A 19,554-nucleotide genomic window follows, 5' to 3' on the forward strand; every position below is an offset into this window, starting at 1 on the left:
AACGCCGACTCGCCACCCATTCCCCTGTCGGGTGGGTCGGGTCGCCGACCGTACTGCGCGGCCGCCGTGCGGTGGGTTTCGCGTGAAGGCCTGACGCGATCTGAATACAGCAGGGAGCCGCCGGCCGAACGGTCGGTGGCGCCCTGCTGGGCGTCCCTCGCCCCATGCGGGAATGCCACCGGCCGGGTTCACGCCTCCGGTGAGTCGTGTTGTGCCCCAAGCTGCACCGCAGCATAGGGTGTTCCCAACAGTCATATCGTTGGAGTTCCGGAGCCTCCGGAACGGCACGGTCCATCGGGGTTACCAGTATGAAGTTCGGTATTTTGGCCGCCGGCGTTGCGGCGGTTGCGGTGATGGTCGGGGCGCCGGCGAGCGCGGCCGTGCTGTTCGGGTTCGACCCGGGCGCTGCGTCGCCCGAACCGGGCTACCATGTGGTCAACGCGTTCGATGTCGCCACCGGCATCACCGGTTCGAACTTCCAGATCAAGGTTCCGCCGTCGGACGGGAACGGCGCGCTGCCGGCCAACTCGATCCCGGCCGGCACGCCCTATTTGTCGGTCCTGGGTGGCGGCTTCGCCAATGTCAGCCTGGGCGGCCTGTTCTCGGCCTTCCAGTTCGACTGGGGCTCGATCGACACCTACAACACCCTGACCATCCACGGCACCGCGGGCGACGTGGTCGTCGTGCCGGGCGGCAACTTCCCCAACCAGGCCGACGGCAACCAGTTCGCGGCTGGCACCAACGGCGTCTTCACCGTGGTCGGAACGGCCGGCGAAAAGTTCACCGGCATCACCCTCGCCTCGGGCAGCAATTCGTTCGAGATCGACAACCTGGCGGTCGCCGGCGGCGTGCCGGAACCGGCTGCCTGGACGATGATGATCCTGGGCTTCGCCGCCGCCGGTAGCCTGATCCGTCGCCGCCGGGCGATGGCCGCCACCGTCTGAACCCAGGCCTGAGCGTTGCAGACGCCGCCGCCCCCGGGGCCAGCGGCGTTTTGCTGCGCTGGGGCGCGACGGCGTGGCCCAGAAAAAAGCCCGGCGCGAGCGCCGGGCTGTACAGAGTTTGGTGATGGTGGGTGTCTTCGAAGAAGACGCCCTGAAACTCGCCCCTTGTAGTTAAGGCCGCATTAACGACGTGGGGCGGGCTGGACGAGGCGGGCGGATCGTCCGATCAACGGGCCGATGCGCATCCATTTCACGGGGATTGCCGGGGCGGGCATGGCGGCGGCGGCGCTGATGATGCGCGAGGCCGGGCACACGATCGCCGGCTCCGACCAGGACGTCTTCCCGCCCATGTCGACCTATGTCGAGGGCCTGGGCTTCCCGGTCTTCCATTCGTTCGCGGCGGCCAACCTGGCGGCGGACCTCGACCTGCTTGTGCTGGGCGCCAGCGCCAAGCTGGGCGGTGAGGCCAATCCCGAGGTGCGCGCCGCCCGCGCCCGCGGCGTACGCGTGACCACCTTCCCGGCGCTGGTGGGGGAGGCGACCGCGGGCCGGCGCAACACCGTGGTGGCCGGCTCGTTCGGCAAGTCCACCTGCACGGCGCTGCTGGCCCACGTGCTGAGCCAATCGGGCCGCGACGCCGGCTGGATGGTCGGCGCGATCTCGCCCTCGCTACCGGACACCGGCCACTGGGGCACGGCGCCCGAGGTGGTGCTGGAGGGCGACGAGTACATCGTAGGCCCCGATGATCGCCGCTCGAAGTTCGTGCTCTACCATCCGCGCGACGTACTGCTGACCTCGCTGGTCCACGACCACGTCAACGTCTTCCCGACCTTCGCTGACTACGAGGCGCCCTTCCGCGAGCTGCTGCGCCTGCTGCCGGCCGAGGGCCTGCTGGTGGCCCGCGAGAGCGCCCCGATCCGCGCCGTCGCCGGCGAAGCCGCCTGCCGCATCGTCTGGTACGACACCGCCCCCTGCGACGGCTGGTATGCTGAGGACGTGACCTACGGCGACACCTCGCGCTTCACCCTGGTGGGGCCCGGCGGACGGCGCGTGGCCCTCGCCACCACGCTGCTGGGCGCGCACAACATCGAGAACATCGTCGGCGTCGGCGCCTACCTGCTGGAGCGCGGCCTGGCCGCCGAGCCGGCCCTGGCCGCCGCCGCCGCGAGCTTCGCCGGCATCCGGCGGCGCCTCGACCGCCTGACCCGGCGCTCGGCGATCCCGATCATCGAGGGCTTTGGCTCCTCCTACGAGAAGGCCCGCTCGGCCATCGAGGCGATGCTGTTGCACTACCCGACCCGTCCGCTGACGGTGGTGTTCGAGCCGCACACCTTCTCCTGGCGCAACCGCGACGCGCTGGCTTGGTACGACACGGTGTTCGAGGGCGTGGCCAGGGTCCTGGTGATCCCGCCCCCGCACCACGGCGAAGGCAGCCACGACCAGTCCAGCTTCCCGGAGATCCTGGCGCGGGTGGCGGCCGCGGGTGTGCCCGCTGAAGGCGTGGAGACCGCGGAGGCCGCCACCGAAGCGCTCTTGCGCCTTACGGGCGACGAGGTGGTCCTGCTCCTGTCGTCCGGCCCGCTGCTGGGCCTGCCCGACAGCCTGCCCCCGGTGTTCGACAAACTGTATGGCCGGGCCTAGCGCCCCAGGGCCAGGCATGCCTCGCGGTCGGCGGCGCAGGGGAACCACACCTCCACCAGGCCCGGCCTGACGCGACCGCTGACGCCGCTCACCTGCTTGAGGGTCGGCACGCCGAACTGCGGCAGCACGCGCGCGATCCGCCCCGCCAGGCCCAGGGCGGCGTCCCGGTCGGCGTCGCGGAAATAGCGCACGTCGATCGCCCCCAGCTGGCCGGCCTTCAGCACGCGGGCCCCCTGGGCGTTCAGCACATTCTCGATGCCCGGCACCGGAACGCCGTCCTCCCGCAGCGCATCGCGCAGGCGTTCGGCCGCGCTCCGGTCGGCTTCCCTGTAGAGTTGGAGGTAGACCCACCGCGGCATCGCGCTGGCCACGCTGGGTGGTGTGAGCGCAACCGCCTTGCTGATGGTTTTGGCCCCGCCGGTCACCGCCGCGCTCGACAGGGCGAGGCCGCTCGAGGCGCCGCCCTGGTAGAGGCTCTCCGCGTCCAGCGCCGCCTCCTTGCGCACCTTCATGTCGCTGCTCTGCTGGCCGGCGCCCACGATCACCTGGATCTGCCGATAGGCCGCGGACAGCCCAGGACCGGCCTCCCGGGCGTTCACCAGGCTGGACAGCACCGCAATCCCGATGGTCCGCTCCGACGCTTTGTCGCTCGACAGGCTGGGGATCAGGGCGGTCATCTGATCGACGTCCTTGCGCGCCTCGGCGATCGTCACCTCCTGGTGACGCTCCGCCTCATGCCGCTTGGCGTCGAACAGGCCCCAGACGCCGGTGGCGATCGGGATCATCAGACTGGCGATCAGCCACTTGACGTTGTCGGGCGCAGCCAGGGTCCGCCAGAAGCCCTTCTGCGCCTGCGCCTCCAGGTCCCCGCGCAACTTGTGGCGGATGACCTCCTCTTCCTCGAGGCGGGCGCGGTCCTCACTGCTCAACGGCATGATACGACCCCCGATGCTCAGCGCATTAAGGCGCCGGGCGCGGGGGGCTCGCAAGCGGCGACGCAACCCCTGGTTCCAGACGCAGGGCGTAAAGCCATGCGTCGGTCATCCCGCCCGGGGCCTCGACCGGAACGACCAGCCGCTCGTATTCCGCGCCTTCGAACGCATCCAGCCGCGCCCAATGCGCCGCCAGATCATCCGAACTGAACACCTGAACCGCCACCGCCGGCCCCGCCGGATCCGGCCGCAGCCCAGGATACCCCTGCGCCGCGCCCCAACCGCTTTCGACGCGCCAGCCGCGTACCGTCCCCGTGCTCCAGTCGCCCCGCAGGCCGGCCAGTTGATGGTGGTTCGACTGGCCCGGCGCCAGCGATCCGTAGACCGCCAGGCGCCGATCCGCCGTCACGGCCGCGCGGGAACCGGCTGGACGTAGGCGTTCTTCGCCGCCTTCTCCGCCGCGTTCAGCTCCTTGAACTCCTCCCGCTTGGGGCCGAGGTAGCCGAACAGATAGGCCGCCACCTTGCGGATCTGGATCTCCTCCGAGCCCTCGGTGATCCGGTAGCGGCGGTGGTGGCGGTAGATGTGCTCGAAGGGGGTGTGGCGCGAATAGCCCATGCCGCCGTGCACCTGCATCGCCCGATCGGACGCCTCGCAGACCAGCCGGTTGCCCCAGTAGTTGCACATCGAGACCTTGTCCGAGATCGTCCGCTCGATCTCCTTGTGCTCCATCTTGTCCATCTGCCAGGCAGTCTTGCGGATCAGCAGGCGCAGCATCTCGCACTGGGTCTGCAGTTCCACCAGCGGCCACTGGATCGCCTGGTTCTCGGCGAGCGCCTTGCCGAATGGCTTGCGCTTTCGGGCGTACTTGACGCTCTCGTTGATGCAGAACTGCGCCGCGCCCAGGCTGGAGGCCGCCTGCCGGATGCGGTTCTGGTGCACGAAGCTCTGGCCCAGGCCCAGCCCGCGGTCGATCTGGCCCCAGTAGCTGTCCTCCGGGATCCAGACGTTGGTGAAGCTGACCCGCGGGTGGTCCGTGGGCATGTTGAAGGTCCACATATATTCTTCGATCTTCACCCCGGGGGTGTCCGCCGGCACGATGAAGCAGGTGATGCCGAGGGCGTCGCCGTCCTTGCCGGAGGTGCGGGCGAAGACCATCACATGGGTCGCCACGTGCATGCCCGTGGTCCACATCTTCTCGCCGTTTATCAGCCAGCCCGGCTGGCCGTCCTTCTCGTGCGGGACGCCCACGGTTTCCATGAAGGTGGCGTCGGAGCCGTGGTTGGGCTCGGTCAGGCCGAAGCCGGTGCGCATCTTGCCGCCCAGCAGCTTCTCGGAATCGCGGGCGTACTGGGCGTTGGTGGCGAACTCCTTGAACATCAGGATGAAGGGGTTGTTGCCGACGATCGAGTGCTCGGTCTGCAGGTCGTTGAACAGGCCCAGGCCCTTGGCGGCCAGGTGTTCGCGGATTACCGCCATGGCCAGCTGGGTGCCGCCCTTGCCGCCCATCTCCGGCGGCCAGGCGTAGCGCAGGTGCCCGGCGTCGTCGGCCAGCTTGCGCGCCTTGCCCAGCAGCTCCTCCCACTCCTTGCGCGGCAGGCCCTGGTTGTCCCAGTCGGTGCGGGCGTGTTCGCGGCGGTGGTCGAAGAACCGCTCGTTGTCGTCCTGCGCCTGCAGTGGCTTGATCTTGTCGTCGATGAAGCGGTCGAGTTCGTCGAGGTAGTCGACGAGGTCCTTGGGCAGGTCGAAGTCCATGGCGGTTTCCTTCCGGGCGCGGTCCTTCAGCGGGCTTGACGTTGGGGAGGCGTTTACAAGCCGCCCATTCGCCCGCCAGATCGGGATGAGATTAGACCAAGCAACAGGTTCCGTCGGGTCATGGAATTGGATGTCCGCGCAGGGTTGGAACGACTGGCCGAACGGCTGGGCGGCGCGGGTGCGAGCCTGACCGAGGCGCAGCGCCTGTCCGGCGGTGCGAGCATGGAGACCTGGGCGTTCGGCGTGGACGGGCAGGGCGGGCGCGAGTCGCTGATCCTGCGCCGCCGCAGCGCGCCGTTCGACGCTGAGACCGCGCGCTCGGTCAGCCTCGCCACCGAGGCGGCGCTGATCCAGGCGACCGGCGCCAACGGCGCGCGGGCGCCGAAGGTGCGCCACGTCTGCGACGCCGCCGACGGCCTGGGCGAGGCCTATGTGATGGTCCGGGTCGGCGGCGAGACGTTGGGCAAGCGAATCACCAGCGACCCGCGGTTCGACGCGATCCGCCCGCGGCTGGCGCGCCAGTGCGGCGAGGTGCTGGTCCCGATCCACGCCACCCAGCCTCCCGCCGGCCTGAACCTGAAGACCGTCGACGCAAACCTCGAACTGGACCGCTACGAAGAGGTCTACCGCGCCACGGGCGCTGAGCGGCCGATCCTGGAGCTGGCGTTCCAGTACCTGCGCCGGCACACGCCGCCGCCGGTCGAGCCGACCCTGCTGCATGGCGATTTCCGCAACGGGAACATCATGTTCGACCCCGAAATCGGCGTCGCCGCGGTGCTGGACTGGGAGTTGGCCCACATCGGCGACCCGGCCGAGGACATGGGCTGGATCTGCACCAACTCCTGGCGGTTCGGCCGGCCCGACCGGCCGGTGGGCGGATTCGGGGCCTATGAGGACCTGCTGGCCGGCTATGCGGCGGCGGGGGGACGGCCCATCGAGCTCAGCCGCGTGCGGTTCTGGCAGATGCTGGGCTCGCTGCGCTGGGGCGTCATGTGCCTGACCATGTACCTGAGCTGGCGCGACGGGCTGGAGAAGTCGGTGGAGCGCCCGATGATCGGCCGCCGCGTCTCGGAGACCGAGGCCGACCTCGTGGTGCTGCTGGAGGAAGGCCTGTGATCTCGCATCCGACGACGGAGGAACTGGTCAAGTCCGTGGCCCTCTGGATCGACCAGATCCGCCCGAGCCTGGACCCGCGCAACGCCTTCCTGGCCCGCGTCGCCGCCAATGCGCTCGCCACCGTCGGACGGGAGCTGACCCAGGGCCCGGCGGCGGATGCGCAGGCCATCGCCCGGATGGGCGAGGTGCTGGGCCTCGCCGGCGCCTTCGCCGAACTGAACGCCGAGCTCTGCGCCCGCATCCGCGCCGGCGAACTCACCGTCGAATCGCCCGGCCTGCTCGCCGCGTTGCAGGTCATGGCCCGCGACCAGATCGCCATCGACCAGCCCAGCTATCGGCCGGAAGGGTCGATGGTCTGAGCCGCCTCAGTCCGCGTGGACGTCGGGGCGCTCGATCCGCAGCCCCCGCGTCGGCCGCAGCATCAGGATAAGCGGCAGCAGCAGGACCAGCGCCAACGCCATCCAGCTGAAGACGTTCACATAGCCGATCATCGCCGCCTGGCGGGTGACCTCCGCGTTCAGCGTCAGCAGGCCGGTGGCCTGGGTGGGGTCCATGAAGGCCGGCAGCGCGTAGCGGATCAGCGGGTTGCTGGGGTCGATGCCGTCGGCGAGCCGGCTGTGGGCCGCGGCGCTGGTGCGGATCACCATCGCCTGGACGATCGAGATGCCGGCGCTGGAGCCCAGGCTGCGGGCCATGGTCGAGACGATCGTGCCTTCGACCCTGTGAATGGGGTCGAGCGTGACGTAGGCCAGGGTGGTGAGCGGCGCGAACAGCAGCCCCGTGCCGAGTCCCTGGATGAACCCGCTGACCATGATCGGCTGGGCTGTCATCATCAGGTCGAACCGGCCCATCATCCCGAGCGCGGCGATGGAAATCGCCAGGCCGATGATCAAGGCGGTGCGCGGTCCAAGCCGGGCCATCACCAGCGGCACGATCAGGAAGGAAACCAGCGAGCCCACGCCGCGCGGAACGCTCGCGATGCCGCTCTGCAAGGCCGAATAGCCGAGCAGCTGCTGCATGAAGGACGGCAGCAGCGCCGTCGTCGAGAACAGCAGGACGCCCACGAACAGGCCAAAGATCGCCGTGCCGACGAAATTGGCGTCCTTGGCGAGGTCGCGATGGAAGAACGGGTGCTCGGCGGTCGCGGTCTGGACGACGAACACCCAGAAGCCGCCGGCCGCGATGGCGGTCTCGAACCAGATTTCCCGCGAGGCGAACCAGTCCTGGGTGGGCCCGCGATCCATCAGCACCTGGAAGCCGCCGATGAAGGCCACCAGCGCGCCGAACCCGAGGAAATCGAACGGTCGTTGCCGTCCGCCCGGGTCCTTGGCCATGACGGTGTAGAGGCCGACCGTGGCGATGATGCCGATCGGCAGGTTGATGTAGAACACCCAGCGCCAGGTGAGGTTTTCGGTGATCCAGCCCCCGAGCGTCGGCCCTAGGATCGGCCCCAGGATCACCGCTGCGCTCCACAGGCTCATCACCCGCGGGATCAGCCGCTGGGGATAGAGGTCGAGCATCACCGTCTGCGACAGCGGCATGAGCGCCGCGCCGGCCACCCCCTGCAACAGACGGAAGGCGACCATCTCCGGCAGGTTGGTGGCGACGCCGCAGAGCATCGAGGCGATCGTGAAGCCGCCGATCGAGAGCAGCAGCATCCGCTTGCGGCCGATCTTCTGCGACAGCCAGCCGGACAGGGGCGTCATCAGGGCTGTGGCGATGATGTACGAGGTCAGGACCCAGGTGATCTGGTCCTGCGAGGCCGAGAGGCTGCCCTGCATGTGCGGCAGGGCGACATTGGCGATCGTGCTGTCCAGCGTGCTCATCAGCGTGGCCAGCATCAGGGCGCCCGTGATCGGGATCCGGTTCGCGATGTCCTGGTCTGACGCCAAACGCCGATCCCCCCGGAGGCCACGCCACCATGACCACGGCCGGCGCGGATACCAAGCGGGACGTGGCGTAAGGCGGGCGGATCAGGCCGCTTCGAGCACGCGGATGATCTCGCTCTCGCGCTCGTTCCAGAGGATCGCGACGCGGGCGGCGCGGGACGCGTGGGGGCCGAGCGCGGCCTCCACCTCCGCGTCGTGCAGCCGGCGTTCGGAGAGCCGCAGCAAGGTACGCTGGCCGCCCTGGTCCACGGCCACGTCGTGGAAGCGCAGCACTGCGTCGACCACGGCGGCCGGCGGCAGCGGGCGCGGCGGCGGCTTCGGCGCCTGGACGGGGCGAGGGGCGAATGGGCTGCGGCGGCGGCGGGGTTGGAACGGTGAGGTCATCGGTCGAGCGCCTTGCGGGTTGTCGATGTTTCCGTTCTATTCCGTAGGTACGACAGAATCGGACGTTGGCCGGATGCGACACGAAAAAGCTGGACGATTGCTGGAGCTGGCGCGGTGGTTGGCCAGCACCGCCGAGGGCCTGACCCTCGACGAGATGGCGCAGAGGCTGGGGGTCGGCCGGCGCACCGCCGAGCGGATGCGCGACGCCGTCCGCGACGTGTTCCCGCAGCTGGAGGAGGTGGCCGACCCGCCGACCCGGCGCTTCCGCATCCCCTCGGGCCTGGATCACCTGTTCCAGGCCCCCACGGCGGAGGAACTGGCGGCGCTGTCGGCCTCGGCCGAGATGATGGACCGGCAGGGCGCCTCCGGCCGGGCCGCCGCGCTCAGGTCGCTGGAGCACAAGGTGCTGTCGGCGACGCGGGCGGCTGCGCGGCGCAGGCTGGCGCCGGACCTGGAGGCCCTGCTGCAGGCCGAGACCATCGCCGTCACCGCCGGGCCGCGGCCGTTCGAGGAAGCCGGGGTGCTGGCGAGCGTGCGCGAGGGGGTGAAGGCGCTCTCGACCCTGCGCTTCCGCTACGAGGGCGGGTCGACGCCCGGCCGGGTGCGGGAGGTAACGCCCTACGGCATCCTGTTCGGCCGCTCCAACTACCTGGTGGCCGCGGAGGAGGGCGCCGAGACCGGGCCGCGCAACTGGCGGCTCGACCGCATCTTCGACGTGGAGGTCACCGGACGGGCCGGGTCGCGGCCGGAGGGCTTCTCGCTCCAGGCCTACGCCGACGAGAGCTTCGGCATCTACCAGGACGACACCGAGAACGTGGTGCTGAGCATCACGCCGCAGGGCCGCGAGGACGCTCTGCGCTGGCGCTTCCACGCCAACCAGCGCGTGGAGGACCAGCCCGACGGCTCGGTCACCGTCCGCTTCCGCGCCAGCGGCATGCGCGAGCTGGCCTGGCACCTGTTCACGTGGGGCGACAAGGTGCGCGTGGTCGCGCCGCAGGCATTGCAGGACATGCTGGTCGGCGAGATCGAGATCGCTCGCCGCGCCCACGTCCGGAACTGACGTACCCCGCGCCTAGCGTCGCCCCATCAGACCGGGAGCCAGGCCTTGACCACCCTCGATTATGCCGCCGCCTACGAAACCGAACGCCATGCGCGCCGCCGTCGGCGGGCGATGCTGAGTCTATCGACGCTCGTCGTGTTCATGCTGCCCATCGCCTTCGTCGGGTTGCTCGGGCTTGGCTGACGGCCTGCGGTGAGTGAGACATTGACCTCGTGAGTTCAGATCGCCATCTTACCCAGGTCTTACCTGGAAACGATCATGGCTGTGATGGCAACGCAAACGACCGTCTTGTCGACCAAGGGGCAGGTGATTCTGCCCAAGGCGATCCGAGAGCGTCGCAACTGGGCCGCGGGTACGAAACTCGTCGTAGAGGATACGGACGACGGCGTACTGCTGAGATCTGAACCTCTCTTCAAGCCGACGACCGTCGAAGAGGTTTTCGGAATGCTGAAGTATGACGGCCCGCCCATCAGCGTGGAAGAGATGAACGCAGCTGTCTTGCGAGCGGCCGCCGAGGATGACGCGCGGATCAAGGAAGACTATCGGCGTCGTGATTGCGATTGACACAAATCTGATCGTCCGGGCGTTGACGGGGGACGACGCTGAGCAGTCGGCACGTGTGAGGGCGCTGCTGGGCGAGGAGGATCTCTTCGTCCCGACGACGGTCCTGCTTGAGGCCGAGTGGGTTCTGCGGACAGTTTATCGGCTCGACGCGAGCCGGGCGATCGAGGCCTTTGTCGGCCTTCCGCGGATTCGCCTCGAGCATCCGCAATACGTGAGCCACGCCTTGAAGCTGGCCCGAGCGGGCTTCGATTTTGCTGACGCCCTGCATCACGCCGCCGCCGGCGCGGCGGGCTGCGACAGCTTCCTGACCTTCGATCGTGAGCTCGCAAAGCTGCCGCAAACCGAGGCGCCGCCCGTGCGCCTGCTTTGAGACCACACCGCCCGCAGCACGGCTAGTGACGTCCCTGTTACGTCGGGCTAGCGTCCGCGCCATCGTGCCATCGAGACCCCAACCATGCGTCTGTCCGTCGCCGCGACCCTGCTCGCGGGAGTCTTCCTGATGGGCGCCGCCGCGCCGCCCAAGGACCCTTATGTCTACATGGAGGAGGCGGAGGGCGCGAAGGCGCTGGCCTTCGCCAAGGCTGAGAACGCGCGCTCCCTGCCACAGCTGCAGAACGACCCGCGCTATGGCGGCCTCTATGCCGATGCCCTGAAGATCGCCACCGCCAAGGACCGGATTCCCGCCGTGGGTTTCGCCGGCGACGGCGCGTTCCGCGACTTCTGGCAGGACGCCGAGCATGTGCGCGGCGTCTGGCGCACCACCAGCATTGACAGCTACCGCGCCGGCGCCCCGGCCTGGAAGACCCTGCTGGACCTGGACGCGTTGTCCAAGGCCGAGACGGCCAACTGGGTCTGGAAGGGCGCCCAATGCCTGGCCCCGGACGACCGCTACTGCCTGGTCAGCCTCTCCAACGGCGGCAAGGACGCCGTCGAGGTCCGCGAGTTCGACACCGAAACCGGCAGGTTCGTCGAGGGCGGCTTCCACCTGGCCGAGGGTAAGCATCGTTTCGACTGGCTCGATAAGGACACCTTGTTCGTCGTCACCGACTGGACCAAGGCCGACGTCACCACCTCGGGCTATCCGTTCATCGCCAAGGTCCTCAAGCGCGGCCAGCCGCTGAGTTCGGCCAAGGAGGTCTATCGCGGGACCGCTGCCGATGGCGGCTATGGCGTGCAGCCGGCCGTGCTGCGCGATCCCGAAGGCAAGGTGCAGGCCGTGGTGATCCAGCGGCCGCTCGACACCTTCAACGCCGAAAAGTACCTGCTGACCGGGGCCACGACCGCCCGCCTGGACCTGCCGAAGAAGTCGACCATCCAGGGCTACGTTTCCGGCCGGATGATCCTCAGCCTGGAGGAGGACTGGCCGGCCAAGGGGCTGAAGCAGGGCGACCTGATCGACGTCGACCTGGCGGCGGCAAAGGCCCAGCCGGGCGACCTGAAGCCGTCGCTGATCCTGCGGCCCAGCGAGAGCCAGGCGGTGGAGGAGGTGGCGACCACCCACGACCGGCTGGTCGTCGTGCTGCTGGATGACGTGAAGGGCCAGGTGCAGAGCCTGCGCCGGGTCGGCGCGGGCTGGGAGACGACCGCGCTCGACCTGCCGAAGGATTCCACCATCGGCATCGACTCCACGTCGGACCACGACAACCGCCTGCTGCTGAACGTTGCCAGCTACCTGACACCCACCAGCCAGTGGCTGGCCGACGCCGGCGGCGGCGCCCAGCCCACGCAACTGCGCGCCCTGCCGGACCGCTTCGACGCCTCGAAGTTCGCCGTGGAGCAGTTCTGGGCCACATCGAAGGACGGCACGAAGGTCCCGTACTTCGTGGTCCACAAGCAGGGTCTGACGCTGGACGGGACCAACCCGACGCTGCTCAACGCCTACGGCGGCTTCCAGGTCAGCGAGTCGCCCACCTACTCCGGCGCGGTCGGCAAGCTGTGGCTGGAGAAGGGCGGCGTCTTCGCGGTGGCCAATATCCGCGGCGGTGGCGAGTTCGGTCCCCGCTGGCACAACGCCGGCCTGAAGCTGAACCGCATGCGGGTCTACAACGACTTCTTCGCCGTCTCCCGGGACCTGATCGCGCGCAGGATCACCAGTCCGAAGAAGCTGGGCATCGTCGGCGGCTCCAACGGCGGCCTGCTGATGGGCGTTGCCCTGACCAGGCACCCGGAGCTCTACAACGCCATCGTCATCCAGGTGCCGCTGTTCGACATGATCGGCTACGACCACATCGGCGCGGGCTCGTCCTGGATCGGCGAATATGGCGACCCCAAGGTCCCGGCCGAGCGGGCGATGCTGATGACCTATTCGCCCTACCAGAAGCTGAAACCCGGCCAGCCCTATCCGAGGGTGTTCATCGAGACGTCCACCAAGGACGACCGCGTCCACCCCGCCCACGCCCGCAAGGCCGCCGCGCGGCTGAAGGAATACGGCTACGACTACCTCTATTACGAGAACATCGACGGCGGCCACGCGGCCTCGGCCAACCTCAACGAGCGCGCCATGCGCCAGGCGCTGGAGTATACCTACCTGCAGCAGCGGCTGATGGACTGACCGTCGGCTACCCGATCTGCGAGAGAGGAGTCCGCGCGTGACCTTGCACCGGACCCTGGAGGATCTGGTCGGGCCGCGCTCGGGCCTGCTGTGCGCCTATCGTTTCGCCGGCGGGATCGCGGCGGCCTCGGCTGGGCCGGAGTTCGATCCGGGACCGGACGAGGGGGCCTGGGTCTGGTCCCACCTGGCGCTGGGCGACCTGCGTTCCAAACTGCTGCTGGACAAGGTCGAGGGCCTGCCCGCCGACGCCAGGACCCTGTTCGTCCGCCGCGAGGCGCGGGTGCACATCGAACAGGGCGACGGCTGGGTCTACGGCGTGCTGCCCGAGCTGGAGCGGGACCTGGCCGGCCGGCCGCAGGGCGAGGGGCGGCTGGTGTTCGCCCTGGACGCGACCCGCCTGATCACCGGGCGCCTGCACGCCCTGCGCGCCGTGGACGACCTGCGCCACGAGGTTGACGGCGGGCTCGCGTTCGAGAGCCCTGCGGCCGCGTTGGCGCGGCTGATCGAGCACTACGTCGACCGCGTGGAGCAGATATTCGAGGACCTCGGCGCGTCCCTGGCCACCGTCGAGGACTATGTGCTGACCGAACCGCAGGACCTGGCCGACACGGGCCTCAGCCCCGTGCGCCGCAGCCTCTCGCGCTACCGACGCGAGGTGCAGGCCCTGCGCACCGCGCTGATGCGCGGCTATGCCGGGCGGGGCGCGCGGCGGGTCGAGCTCCTGGCCGAATGGCTGCCGGACCTGATCGCGGCCGTCGAGGACGCGGACCGCGAGGCTGGCGGCCTGCAGGAGCGCGCGCGCCTGCTGCACGAAGAGGTCGACACCCTGATCACCAACGCCACCAACCGCGCGATGCGCACCCTGACGGTGATCTCGACCCTGCTGATCCCGCCGACCCTGGTGGTCGGGGCCTGGGGCATGAACGTCGAGGGCATCCCCTTCTCCCACTCGCCCACCGGGTTCCTGGCCGTGAGCGTGATCTGCGTGGCAATGGTCGGCGGCGCGCTGTGGATGCTGCGCCGGATGGGCATGCTGCCCTGAGCAGAAGGGCCCGAGAACCGCCCCTTGGCCAAACCACAGCCTCGCCGCCGAAACCGCTCACACTTTCGCCCAACAAGCCCTAGTCAGGCCCCGTGTCCGAACCCCTCCAATCCGCCACCATCCGCGCCGAGCCGGACGCCTTCGACGTATCGCGCCCGCAGTTGATGGGCCGCCACACCGCGGGCCATGGCTTCCTGCGGGCCGCCGTGGCCGCACGCGGAGACGGGCCGATCCACGGCTATGCGCCGACCCCGGCCGCGGCGCGGGGCTTCGAGGCGATCGTGCGCGAGATCGACCCGGCCGCCCGCACCGCCATGGTGCAGGGGACCGACCTGGCCGGGCTGGGCGATCCCGGCGTGCTCTACCTCGGCGACGTCACCGTGCCGACCTTCGCCCGGTTGCGGCTGCGCCAGGGCGTCGCCGCCTTCTCGCTGTGCGGCGTGACCCACACCACCGCCAGCAGCAGCAGCATGGACGCCACCGCCGACCTGCTGCGCGAGCCGATCGCGCCGTGGGACGCCCTGGTCTGCACCTCGACGGCGGTGCTGGAGACCATCCGGCGAGTGCAGGCGGCGGAGGCCGACTACCTGCGCTGGCGGCTGGGCGAGGCGGTGCGGATCGAGGGGCCGCAGCTGCCGGTGATCCCGCTGGGGGTGCATTGCGCGGACTTCGACTTCAGCCCGGCGGACCGGACGGCGGCGCGGGCCGCCCTGGGCCTGGAGCCCGACGAGGTGGCCGGGCTCTACGTCGGGCGGCTGCTGTTCCACGGCAAGGCCCATCCGCTGCCGATGTACCAGGCGCTGCAGGCCGCCGCCGAGCGCACCGGCCAGCGGGTCGCCCTGGTGATGAGCGGCTGGGCGCCCAACAGCTTCATCGAGGACGCCTTCGTCCGCGGCGCCGCCGAGTTCGCGCCGGATGTCCGAACCATCTTCGTGGACGGGCGCGAGACCAGCCCCCGCCGTCACGCCTGGGCCGGCAGCGACATCTTCTTCTCGCTCTCCGACGGCATCCAGGAGACCTTCGGCCTGACCCCCATCGAGGCGAAGGCGGCCGGCCTGCCGCTGATCGTCAGCGACTGGAACGGCTATCGCGACACGGTGCGCAGCGGGGTCGACGGCTTCCGCATCTCTACCTGGGCGCCGACTGCGGGCGCCGGCCAGTCGCTCGCCCTCGCGTTCGAGGCCGGGGTCATGAGTTACGACCTTTACGGCTGGGCGGCGGCGGCGACGACCTCGGTCGACCTGTCGGAGTTGTGCGACTGCGTCAGCCTGCTGGTGGCCAACCCGCCGCTGCGCCGCCGGATGGGCGACGCCGCGCGCCTGCATGCCCGCGAGGTCTACGACTGGCCGAGCGTCTACCGCGTCTATCAGGCCCTGTGGGGCGAGCTTGATGCGCGCCGCCGCCACGCCCTGGCGGATCCGGTCGCGATGGTCCGGTGGAGCGCCGCGCCGCGCGTAACCCCCCGGCGGCTCGACCCTTTCGACGCCTTCGGCCACTACCCGACCTTCAGCCTCGGGCCGCGCACCCTGTTGAGCCCGGCCGAGGGGGCGTCGATGGCGCGGTTCGAGCAGATCGCGGCGCACCCGCTGTTCTGGGAGGTCGCCATGCCGCACGAGATGACCCAGGCGCTGATGGCGCTGGCGCTCCATGGTCCGGTCGGCGTGGCCGACGCCGCGGCGACGCTGGCCCTGAACGTGACGGTGGTGATCCGCTCGGCCGGCCTGCTGGCGAAGATGGGCCTGATCCGGCTCTCCGCCGGCTGAGCCTATTTAACGGACGAAGCTCGCGCCGTTGATATCCAGGACGGCGCCGGTCATGGACGGCGGGGCCTCCAGGGCGAGCCAGGCGGCTGCGGTCGCCACCTCGCCCGGATCGGCGACCCGGCCGAGCGGGATGTCGGCCAGCATCCGGTCGCCGCCGCGGCTGGCCAGGTAGTCCTGCGCCATGCCGGTCATGGTGAAGCCGGGGCAGATGGCGAAGGCCAGGATGGCTTCCGCCGCATAGCCACGGGCGATCGACTTGGTCATCGCTACCATCCCGGCCTTGGCGGCGGCGTAGTGCCAGTGGGCCGGCGAATCGCCACGATAGGCGGCACGGCTGGCGATATTGACCAGGCGGCCAGGCGCGCCGCGCTCGCGCCAGTGCAGGATCGCGCGGCGTGAAAGGTCGGCGGCGGCCTGCAGGTTGACCTGCAGCGTCCGCGACCATTGCGCCTGCCAGTTGGCAAGTGGCGCGTCGACCGCGACCGCCTCGAACACCCCGGCATTGTTGATCAGCACGTCGATGCGGCCATCCAGCCGCTCGATCGCCCGGTCCCAGAGGCGCTCGGCGGCGGCCGGGTCGGCGAGGTCGGCGCCCAGGGTGTCGGGCCCGTCGCGGCGCCCGTGACCCACGACCCGCGCGCGGCCGGTCAGCGCCTCTACGATCGCCGCGCCGATCCCCCGCGTCGAGCCGGTGACCAGGACATGGGGGAGGGCGTTTGGCATGGCTTCGGTTAAGGTGCCCGTCCTGGATGATCAAGCATCTGGCTCCGGGGGAGACCGCGCATGACCCTCTATCTGGCCGCCCTGCTGCTGGGCGTGATCGCGGGCCTCCGGGCGATGACCGCGCCGGCGGCGGCGAGTTGGGCGGCGGCGCTGGGGGTTCTCAGGCTCGGGGGGACGCCGATGGCCTTCCTGGGTGCGGCGTTCACGCCGTGGATCTTCACCGCATTCGCGGCGGTCGAGCTGGTCACCGACAAGCTGTCGATCACCCCCAGCCGCAAGGTCCCGGTGCAGTTCGGGGCGCGGGTGCTGATGGGCGCGCTCTGCGGCGCGGCGGTCGGCGCATCGGCCGGCGCGCTGGCCCAGGGCGCGGTGCTGGGCGCGGCCGGCGCGGTGCTGGGGACCTTCGGCGGCGCGGCGGCGCGCGGCTCGCTGGCGGGCCGGCTCGGCCGCGATCTGCCCGCAGCGCTCTGCGAGGACCTAGTCGCGGTCGGCGGCGCCGTGTTGGTCATCTTCGGCCTGCTCTGACGCCACGGTTTCGCGCCCCGCCGCCGTTGCATTTGGCGCGCCCGTCCGACACACAGCCCCGCAGTGCGCCCGGTAGGGGCGGCAGGAGCGCTGGCGTGGCCGGGAACTTGACGATCAACGAGCCGACGGTCCCGCAGCTGGTGGCCATGGCCGATGGCCTGGTGGCCACGGGCGAGCTGCGCATGGCGGGCCAGCTCTATGGCGTCGCGCTGCGGCGGGCGACCGCCAAGGCGCGGCGCGCCATACGCCTGCGGATCGGCATCGCCTCGTCCACGACGACCCCGGGCATGAACCTGGACATCCTCAAGCTGCTGGAGGCGGAGGATACGGCCTCGCCGTTCGTGGGCGCCGGCCTGGCCACCTGGTGGAAGACCCTGCCGTTCATGGAGGACCCGCGCTTCGTCGAGCTGTGCGACCGCCACGCCGCGCTGCTGCCGCTGGCCAACTGGCAGTGGAACCTGCAGAGCGCGCTCTGGTGCGTGCGGCAGGTCAAGGACGTGCCCGGCGACTTCGTCGAGCTGGGCGTTTTCAAGGGCCACACCACCCTGTTCTGCGCCGAATACGTCGGCTTCCAGGACTGGCCGCGCCGCTGGTGGCTGTACGACACCTTCGAGGGTATCCCCGACGACCAGGTCGCGCCCGGCTGGGAGCAGACCAACAAGAACCTCTACGAGGGCACCTTCTCATTTGAGGAGGTCACGGCCCGGTTCTCCGCCTTCCCCAACATCGACGTCATCCAGGGCCGGGTGCCCGAGGTGCTGGCCCAGGGATCTCCCGACACCATCGCCTTCATGCACATCGACATGAACAACCCCACCGCCGAAATTGGCGCCCTGGAGGCGCTGTTCGAGCGGGTGTCCAGCGGCGGGATCATCCTGTTCGACGACTTCGCCTGGGCCACGGCGCGGGCGCAGTATGTGGCCGAGACCCGCTGGTTCGCCGCCCGCGGCCTGCACGTGCTGGCGCTTCCGACCGGCCAGGGCCTGTTCGTCAAGCGCTAGCCGCGGGGACTGGGCTATGGTGTGGCTCCGATCCGGAGGCGCCGCCATGACCCAGACTTTCGACGCCATCATCCTGGGGGCCGGCCAGGCGGGTCCGCCGCTGGCGGGGCGGCTCACCGCCGCCGGGATGAGCGTCGCCCTGGTCGAGCGGAAGTATTTCGGCGGCACCTGCGTCAACACCGGCTGCATGCCCACCAAAGCCCTGGTGGCCAGCGCCAGGACCGCGCGGATGGCCCGGCGGGCGGCGGACTACGGGGTCCTGCTGCCCGGGCCGGTGGGCATCGACATGTCCCGGGTGCGCGAGCGCGCCCACACGGTCACCCTGAACGCCCGCCACGGCGTCGAGCGCTGGCTGAAGGGCATGACGGGCTGCCGGGTCATCGAGGGCCACGCCGCCTTCGTCGGCCCGCATGAGATCGAGGTGGACGGCGAGCGGTTCACCGCGCCGCGGATCTTCATCAATGTGGGCGGCCGCGCCACCGTGCCGGACATGCCCGGCGTGCGCGATGTGCCCCACCTCAACAACGTCTCGATGGTGGACCTGGATGTCGTGCCCCGTCACCTGGTGGTGGTGGGCGGCAGCTACATCGGCCTGGAGTTCGCCCAGATGTACCGCCGGTTCGGCGCCGAGGTGACGGTGGTTGAGAAGTCGTCGCGCCTAGTGGCCCGCGAGGACGAGGACGTCTCCGACGCCATCCGCGAAATCCTCGAGGCCGAGGGGATCCAGATGCGGCTCAACGCCGACTGCATCGCCTTCTCCCGCGAGGGTCAGGACATTGGCGTCGGCGTCGACTGTACGACCGGCGCGCCGCAGGTGGTGGGCTCGCATGTGCTGCTGGCCGTGGGCCGGCGGCCCAACACCGAGGACCTGGGGCTGGCCGCCGCCGGCATCGCCACCGACGCCCGCGGCTACATCGCCGTGGACGACCAGCTGCGCACCAGTGTCGAGGGCGTCTGGGCGATGGGCGACTGCAACGGGCGAGGGGCCTTCACCCACACCGCCTACAACGACTTCGAGATCGTCGCCGCCAACCTGCTGGACGACGACCCGCGCCGGGTCAGCGACCGGATCGAGACCTATGCCCTGTTCATCGATCCGCCGCTGGGCCGCTGCGGCCTGACCGAAGCGGCGGCCCGGGCGGCGGGCAGGCGCATCCGGGTCGGCAAACGGCCGATGACCCGCGTGGGCCGGGCGGTCGAGCGGGGCGAGACCCAGGGCTTCATGAAGGTGGTGGTGGACGCCGACACAGACGCCATCCTGGGCGCCGCGATCCTGGGCGTGGAGGGCGATGAGGCGGTGCACGCCATCCTCGACACCATGGCCGCGAAGCAGCCCTACACCACCCTGATGCGCACCATGCACATCCACCCGACCGTCTCGGAACTGATCCCGACCGTGCTGAGCGAACTGAAGCCCTGAGGTGATGGCCCAATTCCGCAGATCGCTTGTTCCCCACCCTCGGATCGTCATCCCCGGCCTTGTGCCGGGGATCCATGCCTCAGCTGGCGCGAGTCATTGCGGCAGGCCGCGCGGCGCGGCCTGCTCCCACGGCCGTGCCGGCGGCTCGATGGATCCCCGGCACAAGGCCGGGATGACGGCCGAGGGGTTGAAGAGGGCCCTGTCCCTAGCCCTGCCTTCGCTCGGAAACCCACGCCCGGATCGA

General features: G+C 70.1%; 20 protein-coding genes. 14 read left to right on the forward strand and 6 right to left on the reverse strand.

Annotation, left to right across the window (positions count from 1 at the left end):
* Positions 1-308 precede the first annotated feature (308 nt).
* Together Q0R13_RS11125 and Q0R13_RS11130 are read left to right on the forward strand one after the other, a co-directional pair.
* Positions 309-944 carry a PEPxxWA-CTERM sorting domain-containing protein gene (locus Q0R13_RS11125; RefSeq protein WP_293903835.1) on the forward strand — a complete coding sequence of 212 codons (636 nt, stop codon included), beginning with the start codon at positions 309-311 and terminating at the stop codon, positions 942-944.
* A gap of 237 nt (positions 945-1,181) precedes the next feature.
* Entirely contained in the window at positions 1,182-2,585 is a 1,404-nt protein-coding gene (locus Q0R13_RS11130) for a Mur ligase domain-containing protein (RefSeq protein WP_293903837.1), read from the forward strand.
* Here Q0R13_RS11130 and Q0R13_RS11135 read toward each other — a convergent pair.
* From Q0R13_RS11135 to Q0R13_RS11145, 3 genes are read right to left on the reverse strand one after another with little or no spacing between them, the layout of a single operon-like run.
* Positions 2,582-3,520 carry a hypothetical protein gene (locus Q0R13_RS11135; protein ID WP_293903839.1) on the reverse strand — a complete coding sequence of 313 codons (939 nt, stop codon included), beginning with the start codon at positions 3,518-3,520 and terminating at the stop codon, positions 2,582-2,584. The two genes, Q0R13_RS11130 and Q0R13_RS11135, sit on opposite strands and share 4 nt — an antisense overlap.
* Positions 3,521-3,545: 25 nt before the next feature.
* The gene (locus Q0R13_RS11140) at positions 3,546-3,926 is read right to left on the reverse strand and encodes a gamma-glutamylcyclotransferase family protein (protein WP_293903841.1); all 381 of its coding nucleotides are present in this window, start codon (positions 3,924-3,926) and stop codon (positions 3,546-3,548) included.
* Positions 3,923-5,272, reverse strand: coding sequence for an acyl-CoA dehydrogenase family protein (locus Q0R13_RS11145; protein ID WP_293903842.1), 1,350 nt, complete (start codon positions 5,270-5,272; stop codon positions 3,923-3,925). The genes Q0R13_RS11140 and Q0R13_RS11145 overlap by 4 nt, the downstream gene beginning before the upstream one ends.
* Before the next feature lie 144 nt (positions 5,273-5,416).
* Between Q0R13_RS11145 and Q0R13_RS11150 the strand changes: the two genes are divergently transcribed.
* Together Q0R13_RS11150 and Q0R13_RS11155 are read left to right on the forward strand one after the other, a co-directional pair.
* Positions 5,417-6,388 (forward strand): phosphotransferase family protein, encoded by a 972-nt coding sequence (locus Q0R13_RS11150; protein ID WP_293903844.1) that lies wholly within the window; start codon positions 5,417-5,419, stop codon positions 6,386-6,388.
* Positions 6,385-6,747: a DUF6285 domain-containing protein gene (locus tag Q0R13_RS11155; RefSeq protein WP_293903846.1), complete on the forward strand. Its 363-nt coding sequence runs from the start codon at positions 6,385-6,387 to the stop codon at positions 6,745-6,747. Before Q0R13_RS11150 ends, Q0R13_RS11155 begins: the two co-directional genes overlap by 4 nt.
* A 6-nt stretch (positions 6,748-6,753) precedes the next feature.
* On the opposite strand, the gene Q0R13_RS11160 is transcribed toward Q0R13_RS11155, so the two are convergent.
* Positions 6,754-8,280: a DHA2 family efflux MFS transporter permease subunit gene (locus Q0R13_RS11160; RefSeq protein WP_293903848.1), complete on the reverse strand. Its 1,527-nt coding sequence runs from the start codon at positions 8,278-8,280 to the stop codon at positions 6,754-6,756.
* Positions 8,281-8,361: 81 nt separating this feature from the next.
* Positions 8,362-8,661 (reverse strand): hypothetical protein, encoded by a 300-nt coding sequence (locus Q0R13_RS11165; RefSeq protein ID WP_293903850.1) that lies wholly within the window; start codon positions 8,659-8,661, stop codon positions 8,362-8,364.
* Positions 8,662-8,734: 73 nt separating this feature from the next.
* On the opposite strand from Q0R13_RS11165, the gene Q0R13_RS11170 reads away from it, so the two are divergent.
* From Q0R13_RS11170 to Q0R13_RS11200, 7 genes are all read left to right on the forward strand, one after another.
* Positions 8,735-9,721, forward strand: coding sequence for a YafY family protein (locus Q0R13_RS11170; protein ID WP_293903852.1), 987 nt, complete (start codon positions 8,735-8,737; stop codon positions 9,719-9,721).
* Between the two features lie 45 nt (positions 9,722-9,766).
* Positions 9,767-9,904 carry a hypothetical protein gene (locus tag Q0R13_RS11175; protein WP_293903854.1) on the forward strand — a complete coding sequence of 46 codons (138 nt, stop codon included), beginning with the start codon at positions 9,767-9,769 and terminating at the stop codon, positions 9,902-9,904.
* A gap of 75 nt (positions 9,905-9,979) precedes the next feature.
* A complete protein-coding gene (locus Q0R13_RS11180) occupies positions 9,980-10,285 on the forward strand; it encodes an AbrB family transcriptional regulator (protein ID WP_293903856.1) in 306 nt (101 codons plus the stop codon).
* On the forward strand, positions 10,272-10,655 hold the full coding sequence (locus Q0R13_RS11185) for a type II toxin-antitoxin system VapC family toxin (protein WP_293903858.1): 384 nt from the start codon (positions 10,272-10,274) through the stop codon (positions 10,653-10,655). Before Q0R13_RS11180 ends, Q0R13_RS11185 begins: the two co-directional genes overlap by 14 nt.
* Positions 10,656-10,739: 84 nt before the next feature.
* The gene (locus tag Q0R13_RS11190; protein WP_293903860.1) at positions 10,740-12,836 is read left to right on the forward strand and encodes a prolyl oligopeptidase family serine peptidase; all 2,097 of its coding nucleotides are present in this window, start codon (positions 10,740-10,742) and stop codon (positions 12,834-12,836) included.
* A 37-nt stretch (positions 12,837-12,873) separates the two neighbouring features.
* Positions 12,874-13,878, forward strand: coding sequence for a CorA family divalent cation transporter (locus Q0R13_RS11195; RefSeq protein WP_293903862.1), 1,005 nt, complete (start codon positions 12,874-12,876; stop codon positions 13,876-13,878).
* 92 nt (positions 13,879-13,970) lie between these two features.
* A complete protein-coding gene (locus tag Q0R13_RS11200) occupies positions 13,971-15,641 on the forward strand; it encodes a glycosyltransferase family 4 protein (protein ID WP_293903864.1) in 1,671 nt (556 codons plus the stop codon).
* Positions 15,642-15,647: 6 nt separating this feature from the next.
* On the opposite strand, the gene Q0R13_RS11205 is transcribed toward Q0R13_RS11200, so the two are convergent.
* Positions 15,648-16,364 (reverse strand): SDR family oxidoreductase, encoded by a 717-nt coding sequence (locus Q0R13_RS11205; RefSeq protein ID WP_293903866.1) that lies wholly within the window; start codon positions 16,362-16,364, stop codon positions 15,648-15,650.
* A 60-nt stretch (positions 16,365-16,424) separates the two neighbouring features.
* On the opposite strand from Q0R13_RS11205, the gene Q0R13_RS11210 reads away from it, so the two are divergent.
* From Q0R13_RS11210 to Q0R13_RS11220, 3 genes are all read left to right on the forward strand, one after another.
* Positions 16,425-16,889 (forward strand): DUF4126 domain-containing protein, encoded by a 465-nt coding sequence (locus tag Q0R13_RS11210; protein ID WP_293903868.1) that lies wholly within the window; start codon positions 16,425-16,427, stop codon positions 16,887-16,889.
* A gap of 95 nt (positions 16,890-16,984) precedes the next feature.
* The gene (locus Q0R13_RS11215) at positions 16,985-17,890 is read left to right on the forward strand and encodes a TylF/MycF/NovP-related O-methyltransferase (protein WP_293903870.1); all 906 of its coding nucleotides are present in this window, start codon (positions 16,985-16,987) and stop codon (positions 17,888-17,890) included.
* A gap of 46 nt (positions 17,891-17,936) precedes the next feature.
* A complete protein-coding gene (locus tag Q0R13_RS11220) occupies positions 17,937-19,310 on the forward strand; it encodes an FAD-containing oxidoreductase (RefSeq protein ID WP_293903872.1) in 1,374 nt (457 codons plus the stop codon).
* The last annotated feature ends 244 nt before the right edge of the window (positions 19,311-19,554 follow it).

The organism is Phenylobacterium sp. (assembly GCF_025351295.1).
Taxonomy (GTDB): Bacteria; Pseudomonadota; Alphaproteobacteria; order Caulobacterales; family Caulobacteraceae; genus Phenylobacterium.